Annotated in this window: 35 protein-coding genes; 4 read left to right on the forward strand and 31 right to left on the reverse strand. The window is 46.4% G+C overall.

The features are described 5' to 3' along the window. Positions 1–18: 18 nt before the first annotated feature. The 6 genes from J2S20_RS02105 to J2S20_RS02130 form a co-directional block, all read right to left on the reverse strand. The gene (locus J2S20_RS02105; protein WP_307252589.1) at positions 19–609 is read right to left on the reverse strand and encodes a hypothetical protein; all 591 of its coding nucleotides are present in this window, start codon (positions 607–609) and stop codon (positions 19–21) included. Positions 610–714: 105 nt separating this feature from the next. Beyond that, positions 715–1,311 carry a phage minor head protein gene (locus J2S20_RS02110; protein ID WP_307252591.1) on the reverse strand — a complete coding sequence of 199 codons (597 nt, stop codon included), beginning with the start codon at positions 1,309–1,311 and terminating at the stop codon, positions 715–717. Positions 1,312–1,439: 128 nt separating this feature from the next. Continuing rightward, on the reverse strand, positions 1,440–2,888 hold the full coding sequence (locus J2S20_RS02115; protein ID WP_307252593.1) for a phage portal protein: 1,449 nt from the start codon (positions 2,886–2,888) through the stop codon (positions 1,440–1,442). Positions 2,889–3,017: 129 nt separating this feature from the next. After that, a complete protein-coding gene (locus J2S20_RS02120) occupies positions 3,018–4,685 on the reverse strand; it encodes a hypothetical protein (RefSeq protein ID WP_307252596.1) in 1,668 nt (555 codons plus the stop codon). Positions 4,686–5,007: 322 nt separating this feature from the next. Beyond that, entirely contained in the window at positions 5,008–5,259 is a 252-nt protein-coding gene (locus J2S20_RS02125; protein ID WP_307252599.1) for a hypothetical protein, read from the reverse strand. A 48-nt stretch (positions 5,260–5,307) separates the two neighbouring features. After that, positions 5,308–5,553 (reverse strand): hypothetical protein, encoded by a 246-nt coding sequence (locus tag J2S20_RS02130; protein WP_307252601.1) that lies wholly within the window; start codon positions 5,551–5,553, stop codon positions 5,308–5,310. Between the two features lie 43 nt (positions 5,554–5,596). Here J2S20_RS02130 and J2S20_RS02135 point away from each other — a divergent pair, with 43 nt between their 5' ends. The 4 genes from J2S20_RS02135 to J2S20_RS02150 all read left to right on the forward strand — a co-directional run bounded on the left by J2S20_RS02135 (position 5,597) and on the right by J2S20_RS02150 (position 7,481). Further along, entirely contained in the window at positions 5,597–5,989 is a 393-nt protein-coding gene (locus J2S20_RS02135; protein WP_307252603.1) for a hypothetical protein, read from the forward strand. Between the two features lie 149 nt (positions 5,990–6,138). Beyond that, positions 6,139–6,405: a hypothetical protein gene (locus J2S20_RS02140; protein ID WP_307252605.1), complete on the forward strand. Its 267-nt coding sequence runs from the start codon at positions 6,139–6,141 to the stop codon at positions 6,403–6,405. A gap of 21 nt (positions 6,406–6,426) precedes the next feature. Next, on the forward strand, positions 6,427–6,696 hold the full coding sequence (locus J2S20_RS02145; protein WP_307252606.1) for a hypothetical protein: 270 nt from the start codon (positions 6,427–6,429) through the stop codon (positions 6,694–6,696). 50 nt (positions 6,697–6,746) lie between these two features. Then, positions 6,747–7,481: an FtsK/SpoIIIE domain-containing protein gene (locus J2S20_RS02150; protein ID WP_307252608.1), complete on the forward strand. Its 735-nt coding sequence runs from the start codon at positions 6,747–6,749 to the stop codon at positions 7,479–7,481. A gap of 306 nt (positions 7,482–7,787) precedes the next feature. Here the strand turns inward: J2S20_RS02150 and J2S20_RS02155 are convergent, their stop codons facing one another. The 25 genes from J2S20_RS02155 to J2S20_RS02275 all read right to left on the reverse strand — a co-directional run bounded on the left by J2S20_RS02155 (position 7,788) and on the right by J2S20_RS02275 (position 25,045). After that, positions 7,788–8,330: a hypothetical protein gene (locus J2S20_RS02155; RefSeq protein ID WP_307252610.1), complete on the reverse strand. Its 543-nt coding sequence runs from the start codon at positions 8,328–8,330 to the stop codon at positions 7,788–7,790. Positions 8,331–8,364: 34 nt separating this feature from the next. Beyond that, the gene (locus J2S20_RS02160) at positions 8,365–8,508 is read right to left on the reverse strand and encodes a hypothetical protein (protein WP_307252613.1); all 144 of its coding nucleotides are present in this window, start codon (positions 8,506–8,508) and stop codon (positions 8,365–8,367) included. A gap of 124 nt (positions 8,509–8,632) precedes the next feature. Beyond that, a complete protein-coding gene (locus tag J2S20_RS02165) occupies positions 8,633–10,111 on the reverse strand; it encodes a DNA primase family protein (protein WP_307252615.1) in 1,479 nt (492 codons plus the stop codon). Then, positions 10,108–10,539, reverse strand: a complete 432-nt coding sequence (locus J2S20_RS02170) for a hypothetical protein (RefSeq protein ID WP_307252617.1) — start codon at positions 10,537–10,539, stop codon at positions 10,108–10,110. Before J2S20_RS02170 ends, J2S20_RS02165 begins: the two co-directional genes overlap by 4 nt. Further along, positions 10,524–10,739: a hypothetical protein gene (locus J2S20_RS02175; protein ID WP_307252620.1), complete on the reverse strand. Its 216-nt coding sequence runs from the start codon at positions 10,737–10,739 to the stop codon at positions 10,524–10,526. Before J2S20_RS02175 ends, J2S20_RS02170 begins: the two co-directional genes overlap by 16 nt. Positions 10,740–10,746: 7 nt before the next feature. Beyond that, entirely contained in the window at positions 10,747–11,532 is a 786-nt protein-coding gene (locus tag J2S20_RS02180; protein ID WP_307252621.1) for a primase C-terminal domain-containing protein, read from the reverse strand. Between the two features lie 13 nt (positions 11,533–11,545). After that, on the reverse strand, positions 11,546–12,160 hold the full coding sequence (locus tag J2S20_RS02185; protein ID WP_307252623.1) for a hypothetical protein: 615 nt from the start codon (positions 12,158–12,160) through the stop codon (positions 11,546–11,548). Next, positions 12,147–12,569: a hypothetical protein gene (locus J2S20_RS02190; RefSeq protein ID WP_307252625.1), complete on the reverse strand. Its 423-nt coding sequence runs from the start codon at positions 12,567–12,569 to the stop codon at positions 12,147–12,149. The genes J2S20_RS02185 and J2S20_RS02190 overlap by 14 nt, the downstream gene beginning before the upstream one ends. Beyond that, positions 12,569–14,695: an anaerobic ribonucleoside-triphosphate reductase gene (nrdD, locus tag J2S20_RS02195; protein ID WP_307252628.1), complete on the reverse strand. Its 2,127-nt coding sequence runs from the start codon at positions 14,693–14,695 to the stop codon at positions 12,569–12,571. The genes J2S20_RS02190 and nrdD overlap by 1 nt, the downstream gene beginning before the upstream one ends. Further along, positions 14,682–15,191: an anaerobic ribonucleoside-triphosphate reductase activating protein gene (gene nrdG / locus J2S20_RS02200; RefSeq protein WP_307252631.1), complete on the reverse strand. Its 510-nt coding sequence runs from the start codon at positions 15,189–15,191 to the stop codon at positions 14,682–14,684. The genes nrdD and nrdG overlap by 14 nt, the downstream gene beginning before the upstream one ends. Then, positions 15,191–15,526 (reverse strand): nucleoside triphosphate pyrophosphohydrolase family protein, encoded by a 336-nt coding sequence (locus tag J2S20_RS02205; RefSeq protein WP_307252633.1) that lies wholly within the window; start codon positions 15,524–15,526, stop codon positions 15,191–15,193. Before J2S20_RS02205 ends, nrdG begins: the two co-directional genes overlap by 1 nt. 16 nt (positions 15,527–15,542) lie before the next feature. Continuing rightward, a complete protein-coding gene (locus tag J2S20_RS02210) occupies positions 15,543–15,674 on the reverse strand; it encodes a hypothetical protein (RefSeq protein ID WP_307252635.1) in 132 nt (43 codons plus the stop codon). Positions 15,675–15,688: 14 nt separating this feature from the next. Continuing rightward, positions 15,689–15,880, reverse strand: coding sequence for a transmembrane Fragile-X-F protein (locus J2S20_RS02215; protein ID WP_307252638.1), 192 nt, complete (start codon positions 15,878–15,880; stop codon positions 15,689–15,691). Further along, the gene (locus J2S20_RS02220) at positions 15,880–16,743 is read right to left on the reverse strand and encodes an adenine nucleotide alpha hydrolase family protein (protein ID WP_307252639.1); all 864 of its coding nucleotides are present in this window, start codon (positions 16,741–16,743) and stop codon (positions 15,880–15,882) included. The genes J2S20_RS02215 and J2S20_RS02220 overlap by 1 nt, the downstream gene beginning before the upstream one ends. Positions 16,744–16,902: 159 nt before the next feature. After that, the gene (locus J2S20_RS02225; RefSeq protein ID WP_307252641.1) at positions 16,903–17,442 is read right to left on the reverse strand and encodes a hypothetical protein; all 540 of its coding nucleotides are present in this window, start codon (positions 17,440–17,442) and stop codon (positions 16,903–16,905) included. An 87-nt stretch (positions 17,443–17,529) separates the two neighbouring features. Then, a complete protein-coding gene (locus J2S20_RS02230) occupies positions 17,530–18,027 on the reverse strand; it encodes a hypothetical protein (RefSeq protein WP_307252644.1) in 498 nt (165 codons plus the stop codon). A gap of 14 nt (positions 18,028–18,041) precedes the next feature. Continuing rightward, positions 18,042–18,284, reverse strand: a complete 243-nt coding sequence (locus J2S20_RS02235) for a hypothetical protein (RefSeq protein WP_307252645.1) — start codon at positions 18,282–18,284, stop codon at positions 18,042–18,044. Further along, on the reverse strand, positions 18,281–19,333 hold the full coding sequence (locus J2S20_RS02240; protein WP_307252648.1) for a YqaJ viral recombinase family protein: 1,053 nt from the start codon (positions 19,331–19,333) through the stop codon (positions 18,281–18,283). Before J2S20_RS02240 ends, J2S20_RS02235 begins: the two co-directional genes overlap by 4 nt. Beyond that, complete coding sequence (locus tag J2S20_RS02245) at positions 19,320–19,898, reverse strand: hypothetical protein (protein WP_307252650.1); 579 nt, start codon at positions 19,896–19,898, stop codon at positions 19,320–19,322. Before J2S20_RS02245 ends, J2S20_RS02240 begins: the two co-directional genes overlap by 14 nt. Then, positions 19,876–20,115, reverse strand: a complete 240-nt coding sequence (locus J2S20_RS02250; protein WP_307252654.1) for a DUF3310 domain-containing protein — start codon at positions 20,113–20,115, stop codon at positions 19,876–19,878. The genes J2S20_RS02245 and J2S20_RS02250 overlap by 23 nt, the downstream gene beginning before the upstream one ends. Before the next feature lie 13 nt (positions 20,116–20,128). After that, the gene (locus J2S20_RS02255; protein ID WP_307252656.1) at positions 20,129–20,878 is read right to left on the reverse strand and encodes an ERF family protein; all 750 of its coding nucleotides are present in this window, start codon (positions 20,876–20,878) and stop codon (positions 20,129–20,131) included. Between the two features lie 14 nt (positions 20,879–20,892). Then, positions 20,893–22,866, reverse strand: coding sequence for a DNA polymerase elongation subunit (family B) (locus tag J2S20_RS02260; RefSeq protein WP_307252657.1), 1,974 nt, complete (start codon positions 22,864–22,866; stop codon positions 20,893–20,895). A 2-nt stretch (positions 22,867–22,868) separates the two neighbouring features. Continuing rightward, the gene (locus tag J2S20_RS02265) at positions 22,869–23,255 is read right to left on the reverse strand and encodes a hypothetical protein (RefSeq protein WP_307252659.1); all 387 of its coding nucleotides are present in this window, start codon (positions 23,253–23,255) and stop codon (positions 22,869–22,871) included. A gap of 1 nt (position 23,256) precedes the next feature. Next, complete coding sequence (locus J2S20_RS02270) at positions 23,257–24,642, reverse strand: DEAD/DEAH box helicase (RefSeq protein ID WP_307252661.1); 1,386 nt, start codon at positions 24,640–24,642, stop codon at positions 23,257–23,259. After that, entirely contained in the window at positions 24,605–25,045 is a 441-nt protein-coding gene (locus J2S20_RS02275) for a PDDEXK family nuclease (RefSeq protein ID WP_015552394.1), read from the reverse strand. Before J2S20_RS02275 ends, J2S20_RS02270 begins: the two co-directional genes overlap by 38 nt. Positions 25,046–25,052 lie beyond the last annotated feature (7 nt).

The raw sequence follows: 25,052 nt of genomic DNA on the forward strand, positions 1-25,052 counted from the left end.
GTCTTTTACCTCCGATTTTTACTCTTTCATCTGATTCGCTTCATCCTGCGCTTTCAGACGTGTATAGTAGGCAACTGCGGTCAAATCGCCGCTTGCCTGCGCTTCTTCGATTTTCTTAGCGTAATCCATGCCGCCCGTCCCATCAGAACCCGCAGCAGGTCTGGGAGTTTTCTTCATCTGTTCAGCACGAATTGCCTTTTCACGGGACTCATTGAACGTAACCTGGTTCTTCATAACCGTGTCCATATCGCCGTCAACCATTGCGATAGCAGTACTGTCAGCAAGTTTCTCATCGTAGCCCATAGCTACCAGTTTGGTCTTTTTGTCTGCCAGAGCGATAGAACGCTTCAAATCGGTATTCTCCTGGGTCAGCTTGTCCATGGTTGCTTTCTGTTCAGCGGCAGCGGCTTCATCAGCAGTCTGCTTACCTCTTAACTGCTTTTTGTAATCAGCAGCTTCGGAATTGGCTTTAGAAAGCTGTGCTTTCAGACGATTGATTTCAGCGTCATTATTCTGACCTGCACCCGCAGCCTGTAAAGCAGTAGAAATCTCTTCCTCAGTCATACCTTCCTTGTAGGAATCCCCAAGCAAATCACTTAAATAACTCATTATAAAGTCCTCCTTGCGTTTTAAGGTGTTCCCTCACCGTGTTCTTCTGTTTTATCCTCTTGTCTGAGTGTGCGTTTTAAGGTGTTCCCTCACCATACAAGCAGGTCAATCCTGCGAAGTATCAGTTTCAAGTTTCAATACACAGCGGCAGTTCACATTATTCTCTGCCTTAGTGAACTCACCAGGTCTGGAAGCATGGTCACCATCAAAGGTATAAAACTCTTCGTCCAGAGCCACACTTACACCTTCCAGGTATTTGTGAGTATCCCGAACGGCTTCATCCCGGACAGTTACCCATTTCTTTGAGACTCCCAGTCCTCTTGTAGACTGAAACTCATAGGCTCCATCCTCTTCCGCTGCATTGAATACCCGGTGATATTCGGATTCGACTAACGTCTGTAAGCCCGACAAATCCCCGGCTATCACATGGTCAGCGATTCTATCCTCAAAGGTTTTACCGTCTATCACCTCATAAATAGCTTCCTCCATGGAATCCACGTCTACGGTCAAATCGTAGGCAAGCATATCTGCCGTGGCTGTAATGCCCTGCTGATAAGCCCGAATGAGGAGTGATAAAATGTCATCCGCAATCTGAGCAACCTTTGAGGTCATATCCTTCCCGGAAGCGGAGTAATAACTGGTGGAAGTCAGAATGTTAAGTTCATCAAACGCAGCAATATAAGCTAAAAATGTATTATTCATAGGCAAAATAAAAAGGGACTATGAGTTCGTCACTCACAGTCCCATTGGACTCACCAGAACCTCTGCCCTGGTGTTACTCTTTCATTCTCATCTTGCGTTTGATTTCAACAATCGTAACCTTGCCCTGCTCAATCAGCACTTCCACTCTGCTGCCGTGCTTGAGCAGCGTTTCCACCTGCTGCACCATTTCCTTTGTCAGTATTGGAGTCATCGGTTTCATCCTCCTTTTCCGTATTCTGCTTTTCAAGCAACTCCTGTGCTTTCTTCTCCTGTTCCTCTGCATATTCCGCACTTAATGTGTATGCCAGGTCAGAATCAACAAACAATCCGCAATGCTCAAAAGCAAGCCGTGGATGAATCTTACTGTTCTTCAACATAAGGTCAAGCACCTGCGCTTTTTGCAGAATGTTTTCGTAATTTCTTCGGGTAAAGCGAATTTCAATATTGCAAACCTTCAAGTCCATACCTTTCAGAGTTTTGCAGATATTCAGAATCAGTTTAAGGAAAATCCTCTCACTCTTCTTGAACATCAATTCGCTGTCCTTTGCTCTCGCTTCCGCAGCAGACCAACCATCTCTCATAATAACCGCAGACCCGGTATCACTGGTAGACGTACCGCCGTTGCGGTTCGGCATACCACAGATAGTTAATACCGTCTGGTACATATGGTCAATCAGAGTTTGCGTTTCGCCCTGGTTCAGAGTACTGGTCAGATAAGATACTTCGGCTTTCAACTGAGGGTCAATATCCCGGAACTTAATAGCCCCGTCCTCTCTCAGCTTCTCATAATCGTCAGACGAAATATCTACGTTATGGAAAAGCATGAGTGCCTGGATGAACTGTTCAACACCATCCTGGCGGTTACTGTCCGTAAGGTTAATAGCGTCCAGAAGAGGAATAACCAACTCAAACGCACCGATACGGGCAATGTTCAGAGGATATTCAATAATTGGAATATCACCCAGAATGTGCGGCTCTGCCTTGATGATATGAGATTCTACAATCTCAAAATACTCATGGTCAGAGTAGCAACTATAGTGAACTATGCCGTTGTCATCCACCACATACTTGACACCCAGAAGCGGCTTGTTTCCAAGACCGTTGTTGTACACCACAAAGGCGTTTCGTGGGTCAAGCGTATAAATTTCAAACGGGGAGTCATCATCCTCACCTACGTCCTCATCTGGAAGAACCATTCTGAAAGACGTACCGCAGATATGGAACCAGTCAGCAAGTTCCTTATCTTTTGCAGGCTTCTCTTCGGCAAACACAAATTCGTTAAGCTGATTGATTGCGTCAGATAAGTTATCACCGTTACCACGGGAAACATACTGTAGAGGTTCGCCCATCAAGTAGCCAGACTTGAAGGACACAATCTCATTCGCCCGGTTCTCTACGATTTTATTACAAATCTCTGGACGAACCTGTTTCTCACGGTTGAGAATCGGCTGTAATCCTCTGTAGTAGTACCACAGATATTGAATTTCACTGCGATTCTCCCAGTGATAAGGAAGTGCCTTATTGAGAATCGCAACCACGTTCTCAACGGTCACTTCGGTTTCATCAGACTTTATCATGCGTCTACCGTATAAACCGAAAGACACGCAAGCCACCTCCAATCCTAATATTTCTATTGTAATTATAGTACTCTCCAATTGTTATTTCAAGAGGTTTCTTGATAATAGGTTTGGAGAGTTTCACATAAATTAACACGGTCTTTTGAACACCTCAACCTTCGCTCCTACCAGTCCACGCAGTTCATTCTCAAGCAGAGAAAGAGAGTCTGGTGCGTCATCGTGCGGCACTTTACCAGACCGGGTGTAGGTTGTAACCTGCTTCATAAACATGGCATACTGACTGTTCCGTGCATAGAGTGACGGGTCTTTGAAGTAAAAGTGCTTGATTATATTATCAGAAGCAAACTCAATACGGGTCTGCTTATTACTAATAGTCCTCTTCGTTCGAATATTACAGACATACTTTCGGTCGATCAAAATCTGCTGTACATCCCTGGCAAAATATGTACCTGCATTATTCGACTCAAAGGTTCCTGCCACCACAAGATTGTCCATCAGAGCCTTTGCACACTCTGGCTTCGTAACCTCTGGCGGGGAGTCATCGAACACTACATCCACTATGTAGACCTCATCTCCGTACACCGCAGCAATCGGCATAGAACAATAGTCAGCACCCTTGTCCGCAGTATCGCAGACGGCAATAATACTGTCTGGCTCACGGTCTACAGGGAGTTCAAAGTATCGGTTCAAGGACGCTTCCGGGAAAAGAATGCCCTTCGCTTCAAACGGCTGCTGCTGAAACTCAGACTCAAACTGCTCTGCCGAAAGCATTTCTCTCTGGTCACGGAAATACTGCGTGGTGAAAACCTTCCTACCCTCACGAATGTATTCAAAGTTACTCTCATCCGTTACAGGGTCAAGAGCCGGGGTTTCAATAATCTTGCACCGCTTACCCTGCTTCTGCATTTCCTCCTGCAAATGACCGATAGGGTCATACAGTGAATATCGTGTACCGCAGATAACGATAGGCGTACCCTCAATGGCACGTCCTATAATATCACCAGAAATGACCTCCCACTTATCATCAAGCCGCTGTCTATTTTTCGCTTCTTCACGTCCTTCAACGCAGTCATCCAGGTAGAGAAGGTTAGTTGCTTCCGAAAGACCTACCTGCCGTGCGTCAATAGAACGGCACATGACCGTAGGGAATCGGGACTTATGCAGAAGGTTGATGACTTTCGTATCGGCATTGGTCTGTACCAGTTTGCTCTCCGGGAAAATATCATAAAAATGATAATCGTTCGGCTGCTGAATGTACTCAAGACAACCTTTATAGAAAGACTGAACAAGATCATCACCTGTACCCTCCATCAGCGTAGAGCGGTCTGGGAACTTTCCAGAAAGCATATTCGTAAAGTTAATACCAAGCTGAGACTTGCCACATCGTTTCGGCATGGAGATGGACAAGAAGTCCAGTTTTCCCTCAAGAACTTCCTGGTATCCTTCCACATACCGTCTAAGGTAATGACGGCGAGGAAGATAGAACTTCTTGTCAAGCGGCTTACCGTACTCTACCGCCTGTAAGTATGCGTCAAAATAGTGGGGCGCACAAAACAGCAAGGAACGAAACAGCAGATTGTCAAATTCCTCTGCCGTCTTGAAATCTCTGGTATCTACTGCCAGTTTCAGTCCTGCTCTGATTTCCTCCTGCAAAGCCTGGTTCCATTCGTGAGCCAGTCGGAACTCTGTCCCCTCATAATCACGGCACAGCGCGAACTTATCATCATAGGCTGCAACATCAAGCGGACTCTTTAGGATAGCCCGGTCAATGCTACTTTTCATCTTACTATAATCCATACATACCTCCGTAAACAAAAAATGGAACCGTCAATTAAGACAGTCCCATTGGACAAAAACCGCAACTTACTTGCAGTTATATATTAACTTAAAAGGCAGGCTCAAGCACCATACCACAGGTCTGATTACAATGTTCCAGGTGACCCATGCACAAAGCCAGAAAAAGGATTTAATGCACCACCACAGGAACCACAGACAGCAGAACAAAATATAGAACATGGTTTCACCATCCTTTCTCTTAGCGTGGTAGGGTAAATCAGAAAATCTGTATAAGTTTTCTTAGTAGAGTCTTTACTATAAAAACTTAGTGAAAAACTCGATTTTACCCTACCATGTCTGTCTGACCAACCTCATATCCACCTTCGGGGGTAGGCGTTTCATCGGGAACAACCACGATTTTATATCCCATAACGCTCAACATATTACCCAGTTTTGCGACTGTAGTGTTATCGCTCTTCTTTGGATTCAGTCTATCCCAGAGAGCCGCCTGCGTAATTCCAAGGGTCTTTGCCATCTCAGCATTCGTTATATCATGCTCTACCATCAGAGTCTTAATCAGTTCTTTTGAAGTCATACGTTTTCCTCCTGTTCAAGATAAGGATAGCATTAAAGTTTTATCTTGTCAAGTTATATCTTGATTCTTTTTTATTTTTGCGGGATTTTCCAGGCTCACCCACCCAGGCTGCCTGGGGTCTGTATCCCCCGCCGGGGGTCTGTCCCTGGGATGATCTGGACAGCCTGCACCACAGGCAGAACGGCGGGACGTGGTGAAAAAGTTTAAAAGCTTTTCAAGAAATATCTTGACAATAAAGATATATCTTGATATACTTGCATCAAGATAAAACTTGATAAACAAGTTTGAAATCACAGCCGCCCGCCAGGGCAGCACCAACAAATTGGAGGTTAATATTATGTATGATTATTTAGAGCATGTGATCGCAGACGTTAAGGACTATGTAGAAGAAGAAATTGACTTGACAGAATGGGCAGGTAACCGGGACGGATTAGAAGAAGAATTAAACGATGATCTTTGGACGTGCGACAGCGTCACGGGCAACGCTTCCGGGTCTTACTATTATAACGCCTGGAAAGCTGAGGAAGCATTAGCGCACAATTGGGATTTATTAGCGGAAGCCCTGGAAGAGTTCGGACAGGACGGAACGGACGTATTAAGAGAAGGCGCGGAAGCTATGGACGTAACAATTAGATGTTATCTGTTAGGGCAGGCTGTAGCCGCTGTACTTGATGACCTGGAAGAAGATGGAGCGTTTGAAGAAGAGGAAGAAGAGGAAGAAGAGAACTAATAAACACGTTGCGCCGTGTATAAATAGCCAGTTAAGGCGCAAGCGTCCCGGCACTTTGCCGGGGGTCTGGAAAGTGTAGGCTTTCAAACCTGCACCACAGAAAAAGAACCGATAAATAGCAAAATGCACAAAGGAGGGTGCAAGCTGGGATGAAATACGATAATTGCAAAATGACGGACAACGAAAACACTGTATATAATTATTTTAATACGGTTATTGTCAACGGGTGGACGTGGCAACGTCTAACCCCGGAAGAGCGGGAACGCTTCAAAACTTGCGTTGATTTTAGCAGAATTAAAGGAAACGCAAGGCAGCGGGTCGAAGTGCTTAATATGCTTTATAGTGCATTCTTGCACGGTATAGGCTACAAGCCTATAGGGTGGAGAGAATCAGACCCCGAAGCCCCAAATTTTTAACAGAAAGAAGGTTATAAAGCTATGACTAAATTAGATCGCTTGTTTTTACGTCTTGAAAAAGACGGCTTTACCGTCAAAAAAAGTGAGCTTTGCAATATTGATTGTACAGGGCTCAACGCCCCGGTTTTAATTATTGATACCAATTATGAAGGGCTGTACCCGCCTAAATCGGTATTCGATAAACTGGGAATGATCAGGCATATTTGTAAAAACCGTTTTTCAGTGCAGGCACGCGGCTATTATACAGCCGTATTTATTCGCGAATGGTTACCCGATGAAAAGCACTTATAAAACAGCCCCGCCGCCGTGCGGGGTATTCTTATATAAGGAGGCGTAAAACATTGTTTAGAAAGACCTGGGAAACACCACAGGGGCACTATTATAACCTGTATGCCGATATGCTACAACAACCGCATTTACTTGTAGCGGGGGCAACGGGTAGCGGAAAAAGCGTGATCATAAACGGCATAATAACAACGGCATTAAAGGACAGCCCCGCCGCCGTGCAATTTATATTTATAGACCCTAAACGGGTTGAACTTGTAGACTTTAGACCGTTGCCGCATACGCTTAATTATGCAAGTGAACCGGGGGGCATGGTACAGGCTTTACAGCTTGCCATAGATACCACAGAACGCCGCTATAAAGAAATGCAACGGCAACACCTTAAACAATACCCGGGTGGGGCGGTATACGTTGTTATAGATGAGCTTGCGGACTTAATGACCACAGCCCGCCGCCAGGTGCAGCCGCTTATACAACGCCTTGCGCAAATAGGCAGAGCCGCAAACGTCCACGTTATAGCCGCCACACAATGCCCATTATCCGCTGTCATCCCTACCCCGATAAAAGTAAACTTTGATAGCCGGATAGGACTTAGAACCCGTAGCAGGCAGGACAGCCGCAATATTTTAGGCGTTCCCGGTTGTGAGTGCCTGCCCCGTTACGGACAGGGGTATTATATGACCCCGGCAGGCTTGACGCTGTACAATATACCCATGTACAGCCCCGCCGAGGTACAGCGGCTTATAAACTATTGGAAGCACCACAGCCGCCCTAACTTGCGTTGGTTATAACGCACGAAATCCCGGACAGGTTCACAGCCTGCCGGGGTTCTTTTATGTCTATTTATATGCCCTCACAGCCCCACAGAGCCGCCCAGGACGGGCGCAAGCCATGCGGGGCTATACACTTATACTATAACAGGATAAAAAGCCGTCAAAAGGGCGCAGAGCGTCCACGGCAGCACCCCGGGCGGCGGGTGGTCTGTCCCTGTCCCACGCCTTGAACGCATGGTAAACCCCCGCAGCCTGGGCGGGTGGGTCTGCCGCAGGGTAGGCAGCAGGCGGGCAGGGGTTGCCGCTCTTCTGCGACTTTTGAAATTAGTCTTTCTGCCCTTCTGCCCCTTCTGGGCTTTCTGTGATTTCTGTAAAAGTCCCTTCTGCGACTTCTGAGCCGTCATAGGCACTTTCAAGATATTTCTGCTCAAGGGCTTTCATGTCCTTCTGCTCTCCAAGAGGATTGTTCGGGGTAAGTACCATTTCTGTCTGATCTTTCATGCCGTCATAGTTCTTCTGCCAGAAGATACCAGTGACGGGGTTTACCTTGCCGTCCTGCATAAGACCTTCGCGAAAAACGCCGCAAAACTGGCGAACTTTTTTGATAAAGTCAGCGCGGGCGGGGTTCCCCTTCGTGACATTCTCCCACTCCCATGCCTGTTCCTTCGTGATACCAATAGCCATATACGCAGCCTGGTTGCCTACCTTCATATCCCACTCAGAACACTTCTGCACATAATTCAAGAACCGTCTTTCCATTTCTGGCACATCCTGCAAGTCCAGAGGTTCCTTCGGCATGATCTCCATCATAAAGGCAGTCACTTTCGCATTGTACCCTTCTGGCATTTCTATCTTCTGAGCCTGCATAATAGGACTGTTCTCCCTGGCTTTCACCAGATTCTTAGGACTGCTTTCTTGATACCCTTCTGTTCTTCTGGGCTTTCTGTCCCGGCTTCCCTTCGGTCTGCCCATCTTCTTTTCTTCTGCCATTGTCCTTCTGCACCTCCTTCTGCTCACGCTTCCATCTTTCTACATAAGACTCCATGTTTGTCTCCTTTCTGTCGGACATGAGGTTGGTAGGGCAAATTCAATTTTTACAGTAAGTTTTTATAGATACGCGCGTACTAAGAAAACTTATAGTAAAATCTTATTTTACCCTACCAACCCTACTAATTTTGCCTTAAAGCTACTCCATAATAGAACAAAACGCCCTGGGTAACTGCCTTATCTGCATACCATTCCGGGTGTGCTGTCAGTTCTGCATTGAATTTCTTCATGCTGCACACATAATACCCATTGCCCTTGCACCACATTTTGTAGTTATCATAGAGGGACTTCGCACGGGTCTTACCTTCTGCATTCCGCTCACACTTCTCTTCCAGGAATTGCTGTACCAGGTCATTGTCCTTTTCATACTGCTTAATGACCTTCTGCATACCCTGGGACATTTTCAGCCCGAAGCGGATATACTTGAAGTAGCCTGCTACCAACCATGTGAATATACCCCGCATTGCTTCTGGGGTTTCAAAGTAGTCCTTGAGTCCCTTGTCCTGTTCGTCATCGTTGAAGTGGCGGTTGAACTCAATCACTCGCACACGGTCAGATGCAAACAGGCTCTTGTCCTTTACGGACGGCAGGTCATTACAGGACAACCACATGGTAAACTGCGGCTTGAAGGTAATTGCAGACTGGTAAAGTTCACGGGCGGTAATGTCCTCACCACCTGTGTACTGTTTAATCGTGGCTTCGTCCAGTTTGCCTGCGGTATCTGACTCACTCATGGTGACCATGCGCTTACCTTTCAGCTTTGCCAGTACCGGGTTCGCTGCTTCTGCGTTCTTCTGGCGGTCACCACGGCAGATAAGTTCCACAGGAGCCACGGTTGAGTAGTCACCAAGCAAGTGCTGAATAGCGTCAAGCATGGTACTTTTACCGTTGCGGGTGGTCTTACCGTGGAGGATGAACATACATTCTTCCTTGCTTGTACCTAAGATTGAATAACCCAAAGCCCTCTGCAAGTAGTCTGCCTTGTCCGCTTCGTTCTGGGTAACTTCCTTGATGAACTGTTCCCATCGTGGGCAGGTAACTTCCTGCAAGGTGTATTCAAAATTGGTCTGCATGGTCAAGAAATCATCCCATCTATGCTCACGGAACTTCATGTGTTCCAGGTCATAAGTACCGTTCAGACAGTTAATCAGATAAGGGTGAGTGTCAAACTGTGCTGCCGCAATCTTCATGCTGTCCGCAGCGTCCTTCATAAGACGGTCACGGAAACGGCGGTCACCCATCTTTCCAACAAAAGCCATGTACTGCTTGCGCTTTTCCTCATCGGTGATTTCTCCGCAGTACAAAGCCATGAGTCGCACAAACTCCTTAATCTTTGCAGAAACCAGAAGCGCACCCACATCCTTGTGCCACTTGCCAGTTTCATATGTGTACCAGGACTTTGCTTCTGGGCAGTAGCGGGTGTCATTCTGATAGCACTCAGAGAAGAGGTCAGCCATGCCCGCTTCATCCCAGGAGTACCCCGTGGAATCATCCTGGTAGGCGGTTTCCGGGTGGTGGTCTTTAATGTAATACAGCTTTCTGCTTATGTCCTCAGAGGTAATGTACCTGCCATTGGACAACTGAAATAACTCATCACTCACTCTCCTGTACCTCCTTCCAGGTGGGCTTCAAACCACTCTTTCTGCTTCTTTGCCTGCAATGCAGTACGCTTGCAAGCCCTGGCAGAAGCAGCACAATCTTTTGCATACTTCTTCCAGTCTTTCTTCTGCTCTTTCGTCAGTGGGAGTCCCGCCGGGGTCTTGCCATCGGCAAGTTGATGTTCATAGTCAGCGGCTCTGTCCTGGTAATCCCAGTAGGCTTTACCCTCACGCTGAAAAACTTCTTCACATTCGGAAATACGCTTCCGGAAGAATGCCTGCATTTGCTTGAACAGGGCTTCTGCGTGTTCTACGTCCATCGCAATATACTTTTTCAGCTTATTGAGTTTCCCGGCAGTACAAGGGAAGAAAGCGAGCATATAGATTGCCATGTGTCCAGAACTCCACTGGATACTCAGTATATTATCCATTGTGCCTTTCCTCCTTTTTTTTTCTTTTTCCTTTGCTCGATTTTTTCAACTCTGTGCGGAAGTCCGTTGTACATCTTCGCATATTCTCTTGCGTCAGACTTTTTCTCACAGAAACTACCCATACAGGGAATGTAGGGAAAACCTTCTGCGTGGCAGTACCACATACCTGTTGACTTTTCCTGCGATATGGTATAAGCCATTCTTAAATCACCTCCTGTACCTGCTGATACTTTCTGCAATGATCTGTAGTTCTCTATCCGGTAACGGTGGCTTACACACTTCTACGTTGACTCTCTGTAATTCCTGATAAATCTGTATCGGCGTGTATCCTGTGTTGTGCAACGCTCCTGCCAGACTGGTAAGAGATATGTTTCTGCCGCCGTCCGGGATTTCCGGGTAGTCCGGTCTTACGAATATCTTTCCGTTTGCAGGTTTCGGAAATTTAGGAGAATAGATACGCTGTACCATACCTGAGTTGTTCCCGGTCTTTTCTGTCTCTTTGAAGTACTTCTCTACCACATAATCAATGGCTTCCTGGTTCTCAATGATGGTCGGAAAGATAAGCTGCTTCCCGGTCATTATAAAGAACCTGCGGGCTTTATAAATCTCAACCCCCGCAAGGTTGTTCTTGCCGTGGAATGGAAGTGTACCCCGCAGCAGGATATGTACGCCACGTCCACTTCTGGACTTCTCTGTGTAGGACTTGCAGGCGGTCATAATATCGGCGCAAAGAGGGGTCATAAGACCATCCTCAAAGCCTGCGTCAATATCAATACCAACCAGTCCATTGTCTGCGAACACAAATCCAAGGTTATCATAGTAGCCGTTCTCTACTGCCCACTCTGCCTGCTCAAAGGAACTCCATGTATCTGGGGCAGTAGAGGAAGCGGCTTTCTTCTCAAAGGCTTTCATGGGAATTTTGGAGTTATCCCAGGCACACACCCACTGATTCATTTTCTTTAATTCCTCTGGTATTTTGGAATAATCCTTCATTCCCACACTCTCCTTATCCTGTGATTAACTGACTGTACGGCAGGGTTTCCACCCACTTGCAGAACTCACGCCACTCATCCAGTTTGTGATTCTGGCGGGAATGGTACATATTCTTGAGAACAGCATAGTTAAGCTGTACGGTTCTCTTCTGGTTGTAACAGGTTGGTAACATTTGAATCATCTGCCACCAGTCCTTCTTGTCCTTTCTCTGCAAGAAATCCAGTCGGGCATTATTCATAGCGTCAATAATCGTGCAGAACACAATGAGGTTCGTAACGGAGAGGTGTTCCGTGCTGAAATCGCTCAGAACGAACTCCTTTGCCTGGATTTTGTGCATGGTGGAACAGGAGTTTGCTACAGTGCCTACCTTGTAGGTATCGTATTCCTTCCACCAATACAGGGGAGCGGTAATGTCTGCGGTCACGGTAATCATACGCAGGTACTTACCGTGATCAGTTCCCGCAGCACCCAGGGTTTCCATCAGCTTTAAGTCATTGTCACCTACTGCGTACTTCCCACAATCTACAGCAGGATAGCTGTCTGACTTTTCCCAGGAGTTCTTCGGGTTTCTCATACCACGGATAGCCGCCTGCCATCCGTAGGTTTCGACTTCGTCAATCTTTATCACAACTTACACCATCCCTTCTGCGGACTCTCATGTAGTTCTTATAGTCCAGGTTATTCATCTTCGCTGCTCTATGCAAAGCCTGCTTCTTAGTTCCCAGTGTGCCGGGGATAGGCTCTTTACTGCCTACTTCATGCACATAATAACGGCTGCTGCCTTTCTGCTTTGATACGGTATATTTCAGAATCATCTTCTTCGCCTTTCTTTTCAGATTCTCTATAATGTAATCTGGTTCTAACTTGCATAAAACACTGAACCAGTCAGAATAAAAGAACCGTTCCAGTTCTGTGATATTGCAGTTTTTTTTTGTCGGGGTAATAAACCCTGCTAATAAGCTGATATAATCATCTACAGCCTGTTTCACGATTGCGAATCTGAGATTTTCCAGTCCGATATCATTCAAATCTCCCATTACATCGACTTCCTTTCTGCAATCTCAGCCATCTTCGCAGCGTTCAGACGGGTATCACCGTGAACTCTGCTGTAGGACAGATAGCCGTTCATGCGGTCAATCTTCGTGAGGTTCTTGCTACCGCAGACCGGGCAAACATCCATCTCAAGTTCCTGATGTCCGCAGTCATCACAGTAAGCAAGGGAGAGATTCACACCCTCGTAGAAACCAAGTTGCATTGCTCTTCGAACCAGGGTCTTGACTGCTTTCCGATTGTAGGAAATAGGATAGCGAACGTACTGAATCTTGCCACCGTTGAACATATTCCAGAAACGTCCTTCAAGATTTTGCTTTTCAATAGGGGTTAAGTCCTCTGTTACATGACAATGGAAGGAATTACTCACATACGGGCGATCAGACACATTTTCTATAATGCCGTACTTCTTACGGAACTGCTCAATCTGCAAACCACACAAGCTTTCAGCCGGGGTTCCGTAGATTGCATACAGCCAACCGTCCTCATTCTTGAACTCCGTAACCTTCCGGTTGATATGCTGCATAACTTCCAGGGCAAACTCTCCGTCCTCTGCAATGGACTTGCCGTTGTAGAGCCGCTGCAACTCATTCAGTGCTGTGATACCGAAGGAAGCCGTCATGGGTTTCAGCAAGGGCTTGATTTTGTCAGACGGTTTGAGGTGTCCACCGTATACACCGCCCTCACAGTACATGATAGGATTGGTACTGGCTTTCATCTCACCTAGATATTCATAGGTACGCTTGTGAACCCCTCTAATCATTTCCAGGTAGTAGTCCAGGACTTCATAGAAGTCACGACTTTCGGCTCTGGCTTTTGCCAGAATCATAGGTAGGTGCAGAGAAACTGCACCGACATTGAAGCGTCCCACAAATACAGGCTTGTCATCTGCGTCCGCAGGCTTCATGCCGCCACGCTCAAACCACGGGGAGAGGAATGCACGGCAACCCATAGGGCTTATTACTCTACCGTACTTTTTGTACATCTCAGCCACATAGCCGTCACCTGTGAGGGATAGCCAGTCGGGATACATGGTCTTGCTACTGCAATCAATACCTGCTTCAAACACATCCTCACTGAAACCGCCCTTACCGTGAAGATTTTCGTCATAGAGGAAAACCAGTTTCGGGAACAGTACAGGTTTTTTGAATCCCGGCTTGCCCTCACCCTCCATGTGAACCTTGAAGAAAGTCTTACTTGCCATTTTGCCGAACACATCGGTAGCCAATCCGAAGGTCATAGTGATGAACGGATAATCGCCACGGGAAGAACCCACAGTGTTTAGCTTCATCTCAATACCCTGGAAGCCCTGTTCAAAATCGCGCTGCACTTTGCTCATAGCCCAGTCCTTTACGTCCTGGGAGAAGGTCTGTTGATTGCGGATTTCCATGTATTCAGCACAGTACTTCTTGTAGGACTTCTCTGCATATGGAGCCAGAATCTTGTCCACCTCTGGGACTGTGAAGCCACCGTACTGCTGTGACGCTGTAGCCAGGATAATATCTCCCAGAACGTCAAAAGCGGTATCAAGGGTTTTCGGCTCATTGTACCAGACATTGCCCATCTCAAAGCCGCCGCTCATAATAGAGGAAATGTCACACAGGCAGCAGTTCATAGTATCAAGGCGGGCTGACTGGTCATGGATATAAATGTATCCGTCCTTGCAAGCCTGCAACTCATCATTGGTCATAAAGAACTTGCGGTACAGTCGCTTATTCAGTTCGTTGAAAATCAGACATCTCTTCGTAGCAACTAAGGTGGAGTCCGTGTTTGCATTTTCCTTATCACCCAGAAAACGAATGGACTGAGATTTCTGATAGACCTCATCCATAATGTGAACGAAATCTTTCTTGAAGTTTCGGTAATCCCTGTAAGATTTTGCAATCTTCGGGTTGACCTCATCAAGAACCTGCTCCACAATGTTGTGCATATCCGCAACGTGAACCTGTTCCGGGAAACGCTCAGTAACAATAGCCATAACCTTAGATACAATTTCATGGTACTGTGTATCGTCCAATTCAATCATTGCACGGGCGGCAGACTTACTGACTGCATTGACGATCTTCTGACCGTCAAACTGCTCAATCGTACCGTCCTTCTTAATTACTTTCATGGAGTATAACCCTCCCTTCCTTTAAGGACTTCGAAACATTGATAACTCTCTGGTTGGTAGAACCTGCCCAGTGATAACCCACGTCCTTTAATGCTTCTTCAAAACGTCCATCTACCAGAACGTCAATGTAATTCAGAATCTCTCTGCCGTAAAAGTTCTCAGCCGTTACCTCTTCCCAGGTGTACCCTGTATAGAGCCAGATAGTTTTGTGCGGGAAGAACTGTTTGATCTTTTTTACAAGCCATAAAATCTGACAACGATTGACGGGGTGCAGCGGGTCACCCCCAGAGAGGGTAAGACCGCTGATATAAGGCTTGCTCAATTCCGTGCAGATTTCGTGGAAAGCTGCTTTGTCAAACTCAACCCCGTCTGTGAAATCCCAGGTGATAGGGTTCTGACAGTTCTTACAGTGGTGTTCGCACCCTGCAACCCAGAGAACTACCCGTAACCCGTCACCGTTGTTCATATCATCGTGTGTGATATTGTGGAAGTTCATTAAATATCGCCTACCTTACGATGAAGAGAGTTCTCCACCGTAAAGCCCTCTGGGTAACGGACTTTCAGTTTGTCAATGTTCATCTGCATGACCGTATCAATGTCCGTACCCAGTGCGTCACACGCTTCCGCAATCATCCAGAGACAATCTCCCAGTTCCTTTTCCATGTGTTCAAGGTTCACTTCATGCCCCTGGTACTTCTTCTGTAAGATACCTGCAACTTCTCCTGCTTCGCTGTTCAGACCGAACACTGCATGATACAGACGGTCAGCCTTACAATCGTATGGAATGCTGCAAGTTCTAATGGCTAATGCCTGGTATTCCTTGCCTGTCATATCAATCTACCTCTTTCTATTCTTCCTTACTTTTAGGGGTATCGCTCATTGAGTCATGTGCTGCAAGAATTGCTATCGCCGCAAGCAGTACTGCACCACCAATGACTCCAATGATGAAAGCCAGAATTGCAATCAATACTGTTACCATGACTGGAATCCTCCTTAGAACTCATCGAAATGTTTCTTGATACTCTTGTGGGTCTTATGAATTACCACCAACTGTGCCACTACGATAACAACGTAGAGAACACCTGCCAGAATCTCCGGGAGCAGGCATACCCACCATGCCCAGGTGATAACTCCCAGTAACTTTAAGACGATGAAAATAATCGTCAGAATCTCAGTAAATCCCATTATTTTGTCCTCTCTTTCTCTTCGTTCTTCCGTTTCTGAACGTATTCTCTGAACATTCTGGTATATTCGTAACTGTCTTTGAATACATGAGAAACGGCTTTGAGCATTTTAGGTTCATGCTCTTCGATTATGCTCAATTCATCCAGTAATTTTCGATTGAACGGACAACCTACACACCCCGTTCGGGTCATACCGTACTTTGTATAGCAATCGCTGTGCTGAATGCCGAAAAGTTCATCATAGTAAACTTCGTCTTTATCGCTATACCAAAATAACGGTCTGTACTGGTCGCATTCATCTTCTCTTGCTGTAAAGCAGGTTTTGTAGCTTGCAGACCTTATACCTTTTTCAGCTTTTCTGACTCCAATAATCATAAGGTCTATGTAGTTGTCCTTTATAAATTGAGCAGAAACTTCTTTCTTAGCATAAGTGCAGCACTTACTTGAAATTTTGAACCACGGGGGATTCTCAATCATAAATTCTTTCAGATACTTATGATAGTTAATGTTGAACATTGAGGTTTTGAAACCCGGTTTGTTTCTGCCATTACACCACCAATTTATTGCTCCCTGTGCTTTTGGGTATTCAGCCAATAGCTGCTCTACGGGTTTATCCTCCCATGTGAAGCCATGGCGTTGTAGCCGGGAAATCATATCTGATACAAACTTTGATAAGAAAGGTTGCCCGTATTCACTACACGAAAGAGGGATAGGCTTGATTGCTTTGATTCTTTCGATTTCAATATGATATTTCTCTTCAAGGTATTTCAGATGGTCTTTGGTTGCCTGGTACTCTAACCCAGTGTCGAACCAGATATATCTAACCTTTCGGTCTTTATCAATCTTTGAAATCAAATCAAGCATTATATCACTATCCTTCCCCCCCCCGATATAGAGCAAGCTATGCTGTCATAACGGGAAAGAACGGAATGTGCTTTTGCTACAGAATCAAAGATTGCAAAATTGCCATCTGCCTTTTCTAAAAGTTTCTGTACTTCCAAGTCCACGCCGTTTTCTTCCTCCTTAAATTTTGAAAATTCGTGCCGCCATCATGTCAGCGGTATGAGTCCACAGGACGTTCGGGTATTTCTCAATGGACTTTCCGTACTTATCCCAATTCTCTTTGTCATCAAAGGCTCCCATGTGCCAACGGATACAAGCCATTTCCTCATCTGTGAGATCAACAATCTTCTGTGCCAGAATCACGGACTTGTCACCGTGTCCTGGCAAAAGAATGTTGGGGTTGTAGCTGTATGTTCCATCCGGGTTGTGAATGTACGAATCACACTTACAGAGGTCATGGAGCATACCCACAATGTAGGGGCTTGCCTTGCGCTTCCAGTTCAGCCCCATTCGCTTTGTCAGAGAAAGCAGAGAAGAGGTTACTGTAAAGCTATGGTCAAACAGCCCGCCCTCATAGTTCCCGTGGTACTTCGTAGAAGCAGGAGCCGTAAAGAACCCCGCAGCCATCAACTGATTTTTCAGAAAGAAAACATCCGTACTGGACATTCCACCGCTCATCAGCTTCTCAAAAGCCTTGACACGCTTATCTCGTTCACTCATATTCTTCAATCCTTTCGTTTAACTTTATTAAATATAAACCATTGGAGAGTTCAAAGCTACACTTCTCCCTCTCCGCAGGTCATTTGATTAACCCAGAATCCTATCCAGGTCGAACTTCTTACCGCTTGCCTTTTCAGCAGGTGCAGCAGCCGGGGCAGTAGCCGCAGGCTTGCTTTCCTTCTTCGATGCAGGGGCTTCCGCTTCGTCAAAACCATCCGCAGGCTCCTTATCGCCCAGACGAACGAACTTGAGCATTTTACCCGGAGTCTTGTTAGACTCAACCTCTTCGTGGTCTACCTCACAGCGGATATAGTGACCGACAAGTTCCTCATGGTCAATTTCCGTCAGAGTGTAGTCATTCAATGCAGTCTTTGCGAAGTAACTGAAAGCGTTCAGACCTCCCTGGTTCGGCTCACCGTCTGCATTCAGCAGAGAGAAGCGTTCTGTGTGCTTCTGACCCGAAACAAGCTGCATAACAATCTCCATCTTGCCGAAGTCCTCTTTGTACTTGACCTCAACAATCTTAAAAACGTGGGTTCCCTTCGGAATAAGCGTGAACCCCTCACTCAGTCCAATCTTTGCCATTTTAAGTATCCTCCTTATAAGGTGTTTAATATATCCAGAGATTTCTTCTTGAGAGAATCAATACTCTGAGTACCAGGTGTATAAATCTGCTTGAACAGGTGTTCCAGAACTGTAACCACGATGGAGTTTCCTGCCATCTTGTAAATCTGTGTTTTGGAGATACCATTCATTGCAAGCAGTTCATAGGGAATACCCAGATTATCCAGTGCTTTCTCAAACGCTCCAATTCCGCTAAAAAGACTGAGGTATCTTATCATGCGGACTCCTTTCTGGCTTTCGGAGTAAAGCGGTACTGCGGTTCGGGTGTGCCATGATACTTCTCAATATCAATGCCGTCCTCCTGCATTTTCACCATATCGTAGCCAGGGTCTTTCATGGTCTTAGAGGTAACCCAGTCGAAGGAAGCACCGCTGATAGTAACGGTCTTATCGCCCTCCTTGAACTGGCTGATAGCTTCCTTCTTGAGTATATCGGTAATCGTCTTATACCTCTTCTCATCGTCAGCTACAGTACCCTTGACCTCATCAATGTGTTTCTTCAACTGCTCTGCTTCGGCAACCAGAGCAGCAATGTCAGTGTCCGGGGACAGGTTGTTATCACGCAGGACTTTCAGAATGTCTGCGTCCGCTTTCTCATCGAACTTCGGAGAAACACCGCTCTCAACATGAGTTTTCCACCACTTCTCAACCTTCTTGACGGTCTTTTTCAGTTCGGGATAACGCTCAGACAGCTTGAAAGGACGAACGATGGTGTTTTCAGTGCTACACTGATATGCGTCCGGGTTCTCATAGTCCTTGTCACCCAGGAAGCTACACACCATAATCACGTCATCTACACCCAGAAGGTACGCATAGAGCGCAGCCTGCAAAGCGTAGTACTCCGGAATATCCTCAACCCAATCCTCAGACCTCTTCGTGGTTTTCATCTCAAGAACCGTAGTAGGCTTGCCGTCCTTGTCAACCAGAAGATAGTCCCACATACCACCGAAGATAGGACTCTCTTTGAAGAAGTCACCCCAGGTTTTCTGGAAGTAGTCAGCCCCGTACACATCCGTAGGTGTGATGAGGTTGGTCATGAAATAAGACTTCTTCATAAACTCAGCCTGCTTCGGCTCAATCGTCTTACCTGCAACGGTATAGATTGTGTCCTCAAACGGCTCTTCGTAGGTTCTGGTGATTGCACACCAGGCATTGAACGGGGTTGTCCACTTGTTCAGCCCCATAATCGCCGCAAAGCGTGTACCCGTAATTTTCTTAGGACGCTTCGGCGGGGTGATAGTAATGGTCTTATCATCATTCCACTTCATTTTTCTTACCTCCTATGAACAGAAATCGTGTATCCACTTTCACGGACAACGCCGTGGTCACAGGGTTTTCATCGGCTTTTACCAGGTCACTCAAGTCAAACCCAAGGCTCTTGAGATATTCCATTGCCAGTTTTGCATTCTTCATATTGCTTACATTGGCAATCACATTCCTGTAGTTATCGGTAATACCCTTAATCATTTCATTCTTTCGGGCTTTGATACCCTTTCTGATTTCCGTTCTTCCGTCCTCAAACTCTTTAAGCAAACAGGAACGGATTTCAGCTTGAGAACTCATATTTGCCAGTTTATAAGAGATAGAACCGTAGTAACCACAGAGGGTATCAACCCCCGGATATTCCGCTTTCACCTTCTCTTTGAAGGATTCAGTCAGACTGTAAGCCTGCTGCATAAGAGCAGCAATACTGGTTGCCGTATCTTCCAGACCGATTCTCCCATTTCTCTCTGCATAGTAAGTGTTGAGAGCCTTTTCACTCTGGGTTTCTACTTCGGCTAATGCCTTTTCGCTCTGCGACTCCAACCACTTAATGATTTGTCGTTTTGTCATTCTTTGCTTCCTCCAACTCAACGGCTTTGTTCAGATACCAGATTGCTTTCTGCAAATCTTCCATACCGTTTTTCTTCTTGTGCCTATACACGTACTTGAGAGCGTTGCACACGCAAAAGTTCTGCGTGGCTTCTACTCCCTGGGTTTCCACCATAACGTCAATGCACTCAAACTTCCCGGTTTCGTAATGAGCGGGATGGTTTACATTGTCAGCCATGACTCAGCCCTCCTTACTCACCGTAGGCGGCAATCATCTCACCAAGGTTCTGAATAAGCTGCTCACACGCTGCACGGGTGACATGGGTGAAGCCATTGGTTTTCATGGCAATCTGCTGAACAAACTCTTCCTGGTCGGAATCCTTGTCCATCAGAGTCTTGCAGGCTTCTTTGAGTGCCTTAATCTGCAACTCATCAGCCTGTCCATCAGTACCCGTCATTTCCTTCTTAGCTTCCTCACGCTCCTTCGGAGTAGCAGGTGCAGCAGACTTCTTTTTCTTCTCCTTCTTAGCCGTTTCCGGGTTCGGAGCAGGAATCTCTTCTTCCTCTACCTGGTCATCAGAACCAAGGTTTGCGTCAATGTCATCGGGTTCAGTAATATCCAGAACTGCCATCCAGAGGTAACGGCGCAGGTAGGTAATGGAAGAGCCAAGAGCTTGCATAGGGTTGGTGACTTCCTTGCCCTGGTTACTGATAATGGGCTTGACCTCACGATAGGGAACGGTGAAGGTCATCGGGGCTTCCTCAATGTTGTCAGCGTTGAACACGCTCATAACAGCCTTGTCATCGGTGAACTCAATATTGGTGGTCAGACCGACACGGGCGAAGATACGGATTGCCGGGGGAACAATATCCTCTAACTCAAAATACTTGAACTCAAGGTGCATATTCTTACCCGACTTCTGTACCTTCTGGTTCAGAAAGTACAGTCTTGCTTTCGCCAACTTCTGGCGCACGTTCATTGCTTCATAAATATTAGCCATTGCTAATGTCCTCCTTAATCGAATAATGCTAAAGATTTCTTTTTCAAGGAATTGATTCTCCTTGTATTCCTCCGAGGCGGTTTCACACCCAGGAACTCACGGATATTCTTCTGTGCCAGTTTCAGATACCAGTTACGGTCTACCACATCAATAGACAACTCATTATTGTTGTCTACCATGCAGTGAACTGGCAGACTGGGAACTTTTGCAGCCTTGCCTGTTACAGCGTGGGTCTTGTAGATAGTTCCATACCGTCTGTCTGCCGTTGCATAGACCCGGTTGACCTTTTGGACAGGAACCTGTTCATCACCTACCATCTGATAGCACCCGGAATACTTACCTCCAACCTTTGCGATAATCTGAAAGTCCAGGATATTCTTACTTGCCATTATCGTTTCTTCTGGGTCTACACCCTTTACAAAGTAATCCTGTATGGCTTTTGCCACTATCACAGCGTTGTTGTTGATATTCCATGCGCCACCACTCATGTTCTCCCAGGCAGGGAGTCCCATTTTGGTAAAGTCAATGTTTGCATTGGTCAGAATACCTCTCACCAGTGCGCCACCCTTGACCTTCGGCTTACCGTCACCCACAGGAACCTCAACGTAGTTGTTTACATCTCTCTGCACAATTTTCTGAATGAAATCCTCTTCCAGTTCAAACCCGGTTCTGTCCTGCCATTCCTGGGTAATTTCCTGCCATTTTGCTTCATCGGAGTTGTCGAAACTTACCATGATACCATCCGTGTTAAGCTGAATGATTTTCAAAGTCGGACACTCACTGACCAAGTGCATTGACAGTTCCAGTAGGAGAAGCTGTCCTGTGATACAAACTGAACGTCCCATCAGAGGGTCATACAGGTCATTGAAAGCCACGCCATCTTTACCGTTAAGCATGGTTCCGTAGGTGGTGTTCAGTACCAGTTTCAGAGCGTTTGCTGTGACCTTATCCCCGGCTTTCTTCGCCTGTACTCTCTCTTCCAAGGTATCTACATACACCTGCGGGGACGGGATATTGCGACTACAGAAGCCGTATTTCTGTCCCTTTGAGAGAGGAATGGTCATCAAGTGCGGGTAATAACTTGCCACGTCCTTGTTTCGGATTGACCTACCCTCAGTAGCTTCTTCCACATAAGTAGGAATTGCACCGTGGATACCTCCGTAGGCTATCGTACATTTGCACTCACCAATGGAAAAATCCAGGGCGGCTCCCTTGTGCTTTACACCCTGTTCATCGTAGCCACCAAACAGAAGGTAGTTCGGAATGTTCGGGTCATGCAGCTTGTCAAAGAAGTCAAATACTTCCTGCGGAATATACTGCCGAAGCAGCTTATCTGGATACTGATAATCTCTTTCGTCTGTCCATGGCTTCTCTGGTTTCTGGGCTTGCAGGTACACGCTTGTCAGTTTGGCATTGGTCATATACATAGCCTGCCTGTCTGTCAAACCACGCTTCCTGCCTACAGCCACTTTGTTATCCAGATAACCTTGCCGCAACTTGAAAAGAATCTCTGTTGCGTCCACATCGTACTTACAGTAGTAAGTAGTCTGTGCCTTTTCTGATTCAGAGAGAACATGGTCAACATTGAAATCAACCTCTGTTTCCTCAATCGGGATACCCAGGTGGGCTTCAATCCCTTTAAGGGATACCCCGTCCTGGCAATCATCCTTGAGGTCGAAACTGTCAAAATAGACCCGGTACTCTCTCAGAGCGGGAATGTCCCACCCGTTTAATTCGTGAACAATGATGAGGTCATTTATCTCCTTCACCTGTTCCGGGGTGAACCCACACATAACTGCCTTGAGTATGTGGTTATCGTAGTGCTTGTTATTGAAGCCACCCAGATACGGGTTACGCTCCATGAAAGCCAGAACTTCATCATTGTCATTCCAGATAACCGTGTACTCTCCCGTGGCTACTTCTTTGAACACAAACAGCCAGTCATGGGCAAATACCTCACAGTCGAATATGTAGGTTCCCTCAACCATCGTTATACCGCCCTTCTTCCAGAGCCTTTTGTACCTGCAAGAGTTCTTGCCTTGCCTGTACGCAACGGCGAATTATTGACGCTTTGGAGTGTTCGGGAGGAATTACGCCCCACTTGCCGGGTTCGACTCCCATACTCTCTTCTACGCCTGCCAGAAGAATTTGAGCCGTAGTGAAGTGGTTCTTCACATTCTTCGTCATCTTCATCTTCGTAGTCCTCCAAGTCATACCACCAGTTATTTGCCCAGGAGAACAGTGCCAGGTATGCCATACACAGAACATTGATGAAGAGCATTGTCATCCCGTAGACTTCATCATCCAGAGCGCAGGCAGTGAACAGCCACGTTATGCCTACGATATATCCGACTGTTTTCAGAACTTTATTCTTCATGTCAATCTCCTATAAATTCGCACCCGCACTTCCTGTAACTGGTACATCGTTGTTTGAAAGATTTTTGCAATGACCGTATGCAGTCCACATAGTCATAAGCTATTGGCTGCTCCTTACCGTCAAAGGTTCGGGCAATACGTCCTACACTCTGAACTATTACTGCGTAGTCTTTCTGGGGGGTTGTTAAGTACAATCTGTCCAGTCTGGGAATGTCCAGACCTTCTTTTGCCAGGGAATATGTTGCAAACAGATACCGTTTCTTGCCAATCCTCATATCCTCAATAGCCTGTTCCCGTTCAGCTTTCCGCTTCTTACTGGTCATCTTTCCATCTATCACCGCTGCCTGCGCCCTTAACTTCAAAGGTAACTGCTCATATAGGTATTTGAGATGGTCAACTCTTTCTGATAGAATCAGATTGAAATGCTCACGGTTCTCAATTAAGTCATCAAGAATAATCTTGTTTCGGCTCTCACATTCTGTGAGGTAGGTAATCATTTTGCAGTAGTTAATTGTGCCGTCACTGTTCAGATAAGCAGGACTCAGTTTCACGTCCGTACCTTTCGGCAGAACACTTACTGTCATAACCCTGGACTTCACTGCTTCATCTGGAACAGTCCATACTACTTGACCTAACATTGCGTAGGTTGCTTTTATCATGCCGTCCGAACGATGGACGGTTGCTGACAGCCCGAACTTATGTCTGGCACACAGCGTATTCAGCACCTTTGAGAACTGGGTTACCGCTGTAGGTGTACCGCTTACTCTGTGACACTCATCCACAATCACGCAGTCCCACTCATCTCTATATTGGTCTAAGTCCAATTTGCACATGGTCTGGATTGTGGCGAAGGTCATAGCCTCGCCGATATTGACCTTTCCTTCGGTTATCGTTCCCAGTAGTTTCGAATCAACGTACTGTTCTGCACGGCTCTTGCTCTGCGTCAGCAGGTCTTTGGTATGTGTCAGCCAGAGGGTTTTTACCCCTAACGCACACGCCAGGGCAATTCCCATCTGAGTCTTACCAGACCCGGCAGGGGATTGTAGAATGCCGTAGTGGTTTATCAGCATTGCCGCAACTGCTTCTTCCTGGTAGTCATACAGCGGAACCTTACCGCCGTAGTCAACCTTCTTCGGCTCTTTGAACAGCTTCTTCACATCTCCTTCCAGAAGCGGCAGAATTGCTCTCAGACACCCGAATGGGAGAATCAAGCTATTACCGTTCACCTCATAGAGATAAAGCGTTCGTGGGGTATTCCCAAGCCACAGGTGCATTCGTGCTTTTTGCTGATACTCTGGGTTTGTCATTTCCAGATTCTCTTTGCACCACTTAATCAGTTCGGGTGAGGGGTCAAGGATTTTCAATCGGCTCCCGATTTCTATAAACATCCATTTCCTCCAACCACTCTTGAAAGGTCTTGTACTCTGGAAACTCTGACTCTGTAATGCTACCCTGTCCGTAAAGCTGCCGCAGACATAACTCATCGAAGTGAATCATATAAATCTGTCCGTCATTCAGCTTCATAGCAAAGTAACAATGCTCATTGCCCTGGGCTTCCCACATGGTCATAGCCGCTTCCTGGTTCGGCTCAATCCGGGATAACGGAAAGCGGTTGTTAGAACATACCTTGCAGTCAATCAAGACTGCTATGTTATCCCGAACCGCAAGCACGTCTGCGGGTTGTCCTACCTGGTTTTGTGCCAGATTGTGCGCCCAGAAACCTTGCTCTGCCAGAAGTTCACACAGTTCCTCTTCAAAGTGGTTTCCCATTGTTTTGTTCACTTGCTTCATAGGCTTC

The organism is Moryella indoligenes, from assembly GCF_030812885.1.
In the GTDB taxonomy this organism is placed as follows: Bacteria; Bacillota; Clostridia; order Lachnospirales; family Lachnospiraceae; genus Moryella; species Moryella indoligenes.

Excerpts from the sequence above, each read along its gene's own strand:
- J2S20_RS02105 (WP_307252589.1), bottom strand. The coding sequence starts at position 609 with ATGAGTTATTTAAGTGATTTGCTTGGGGATTCCTACAAGGAAGGTATG.
- J2S20_RS02110 (WP_307252591.1), bottom strand. The coding sequence starts at position 1,311 with ATGAATAATACATTTTTAGCTTATATTGCTGCGTTTGATGAACTTAAC.
- J2S20_RS02115 (WP_307252593.1), bottom strand. The coding sequence starts at position 2,888 with ATGATAAAGTCTGATGAAACCGAAGTGACCGTTGAGAACGTGGTTGCG.
- J2S20_RS02120 (WP_307252596.1), bottom strand. The coding sequence starts at position 4,685 with ATGGATTATAGTAAGATGAAAAGTAGCATTGACCGGGCTATCCTAAAG.
- J2S20_RS02125 (WP_307252599.1), bottom strand. The coding sequence starts at position 5,259 with ATGACTTCAAAAGAACTGATTAAGACTCTGATGGTAGAGCATGATATA.
- J2S20_RS02135 (WP_307252603.1), top strand. The coding sequence starts at position 5,597 with ATGTATGATTATTTAGAGCATGTGATCGCAGACGTTAAGGACTATGTA.
- J2S20_RS02140 (WP_307252605.1), top strand. The coding sequence starts at position 6,139 with ATGAAATACGATAATTGCAAAATGACGGACAACGAAAACACTGTATAT.
- J2S20_RS02145 (WP_307252606.1), top strand. The coding sequence starts at position 6,427 with ATGACTAAATTAGATCGCTTGTTTTTACGTCTTGAAAAAGACGGCTTT.
- J2S20_RS02155 (WP_307252610.1), bottom strand. The coding sequence starts at position 8,330 with ATGCAGGCTCAGAAGATAGAAATGCCAGAAGGGTACAATGCGAAAGTG.
- J2S20_RS02160 (WP_307252613.1), bottom strand. The coding sequence starts at position 8,508 with ATGGAGTCTTATGTAGAAAGATGGAAGCGTGAGCAGAAGGAGGTGCAG.
- J2S20_RS02170 (WP_307252617.1), bottom strand. The coding sequence starts at position 10,539 with ATGGATAATATACTGAGTATCCAGTGGAGTTCTGGACACATGGCAATC.
- J2S20_RS02175 (WP_307252620.1), bottom strand. The coding sequence starts at position 10,739 with ATGGCTTATACCATATCGCAGGAAAAGTCAACAGGTATGTGGTACTGC.
- J2S20_RS02180 (WP_307252621.1), bottom strand. The coding sequence starts at position 11,532 with ATGAAGGATTATTCCAAAATACCAGAGGAATTAAAGAAAATGAATCAG.
- J2S20_RS02190 (WP_307252625.1), bottom strand. The coding sequence starts at position 12,569 with ATGGGAGATTTGAATGATATCGGACTGGAAAATCTCAGATTCGCAATC.
- nrdD (WP_307252628.1), bottom strand. The coding sequence starts at position 14,695 with ATGAAAGTAATTAAGAAGGACGGTACGATTGAGCAGTTTGACGGTCAG.
- nrdG (WP_307252631.1), bottom strand. The coding sequence starts at position 15,191 with ATGAACTTCCACAATATCACACACGATGATATGAACAACGGTGACGGG.
- J2S20_RS02205 (WP_307252633.1), bottom strand. The coding sequence starts at position 15,526 with ATGACAGGCAAGGAATACCAGGCATTAGCCATTAGAACTTGCAGCATT.
- J2S20_RS02210 (WP_307252635.1), bottom strand. The coding sequence starts at position 15,674 with ATGGTAACAGTATTGATTGCAATTCTGGCTTTCATCATTGGAGTCATT.
- J2S20_RS02215 (WP_307252638.1), bottom strand. The coding sequence starts at position 15,880 with ATGGGATTTACTGAGATTCTGACGATTATTTTCATCGTCTTAAAGTTA.
- J2S20_RS02220 (WP_307252639.1), bottom strand. The coding sequence starts at position 16,743 with ATGCTTGATTTGATTTCAAAGATTGATAAAGACCGAAAGGTTAGATAT.
- J2S20_RS02225 (WP_307252641.1), bottom strand. The coding sequence starts at position 17,442 with ATGAGTGAACGAGATAAGCGTGTCAAGGCTTTTGAGAAGCTGATGAGC.
- J2S20_RS02230 (WP_307252644.1), bottom strand. The coding sequence starts at position 18,027 with ATGGCAAAGATTGGACTGAGTGAGGGGTTCACGCTTATTCCGAAGGGA.
- J2S20_RS02235 (WP_307252645.1), bottom strand. The coding sequence starts at position 18,284 with ATGATAAGATACCTCAGTCTTTTTAGCGGAATTGGAGCGTTTGAGAAA.
- J2S20_RS02240 (WP_307252648.1), bottom strand. The coding sequence starts at position 19,333 with ATGAAGTGGAATGATGATAAGACCATTACTATCACCCCGCCGAAGCGT.
- J2S20_RS02245 (WP_307252650.1), bottom strand. The coding sequence starts at position 19,898 with ATGACAAAACGACAAATCATTAAGTGGTTGGAGTCGCAGAGCGAAAAG.
- J2S20_RS02250 (WP_307252654.1), bottom strand. The coding sequence starts at position 20,115 with ATGGCTGACAATGTAAACCATCCCGCTCATTACGAAACCGGGAAGTTT.
- J2S20_RS02255 (WP_307252656.1), bottom strand. The coding sequence starts at position 20,878 with ATGGCTAATATTTATGAAGCAATGAACGTGCGCCAGAAGTTGGCGAAA.
- J2S20_RS02260 (WP_307252657.1), bottom strand. The coding sequence starts at position 22,866 with ATGGTTGAGGGAACCTACATATTCGACTGTGAGGTATTTGCCCATGAC.
- J2S20_RS02265 (WP_307252659.1), bottom strand. The coding sequence starts at position 23,255 with ATGAAGAATAAAGTTCTGAAAACAGTCGGATATATCGTAGGCATAACG.
- J2S20_RS02270 (WP_307252661.1), bottom strand. The coding sequence starts at position 24,642 with ATGTTTATAGAAATCGGGAGCCGATTGAAAATCCTTGACCCCTCACCC.
- J2S20_RS02275 (WP_015552394.1), bottom strand. The coding sequence starts at position 25,045 with ATGAAGCAAGTGAACAAAACAATGGGAAACCACTTTGAAGAGGAACTG.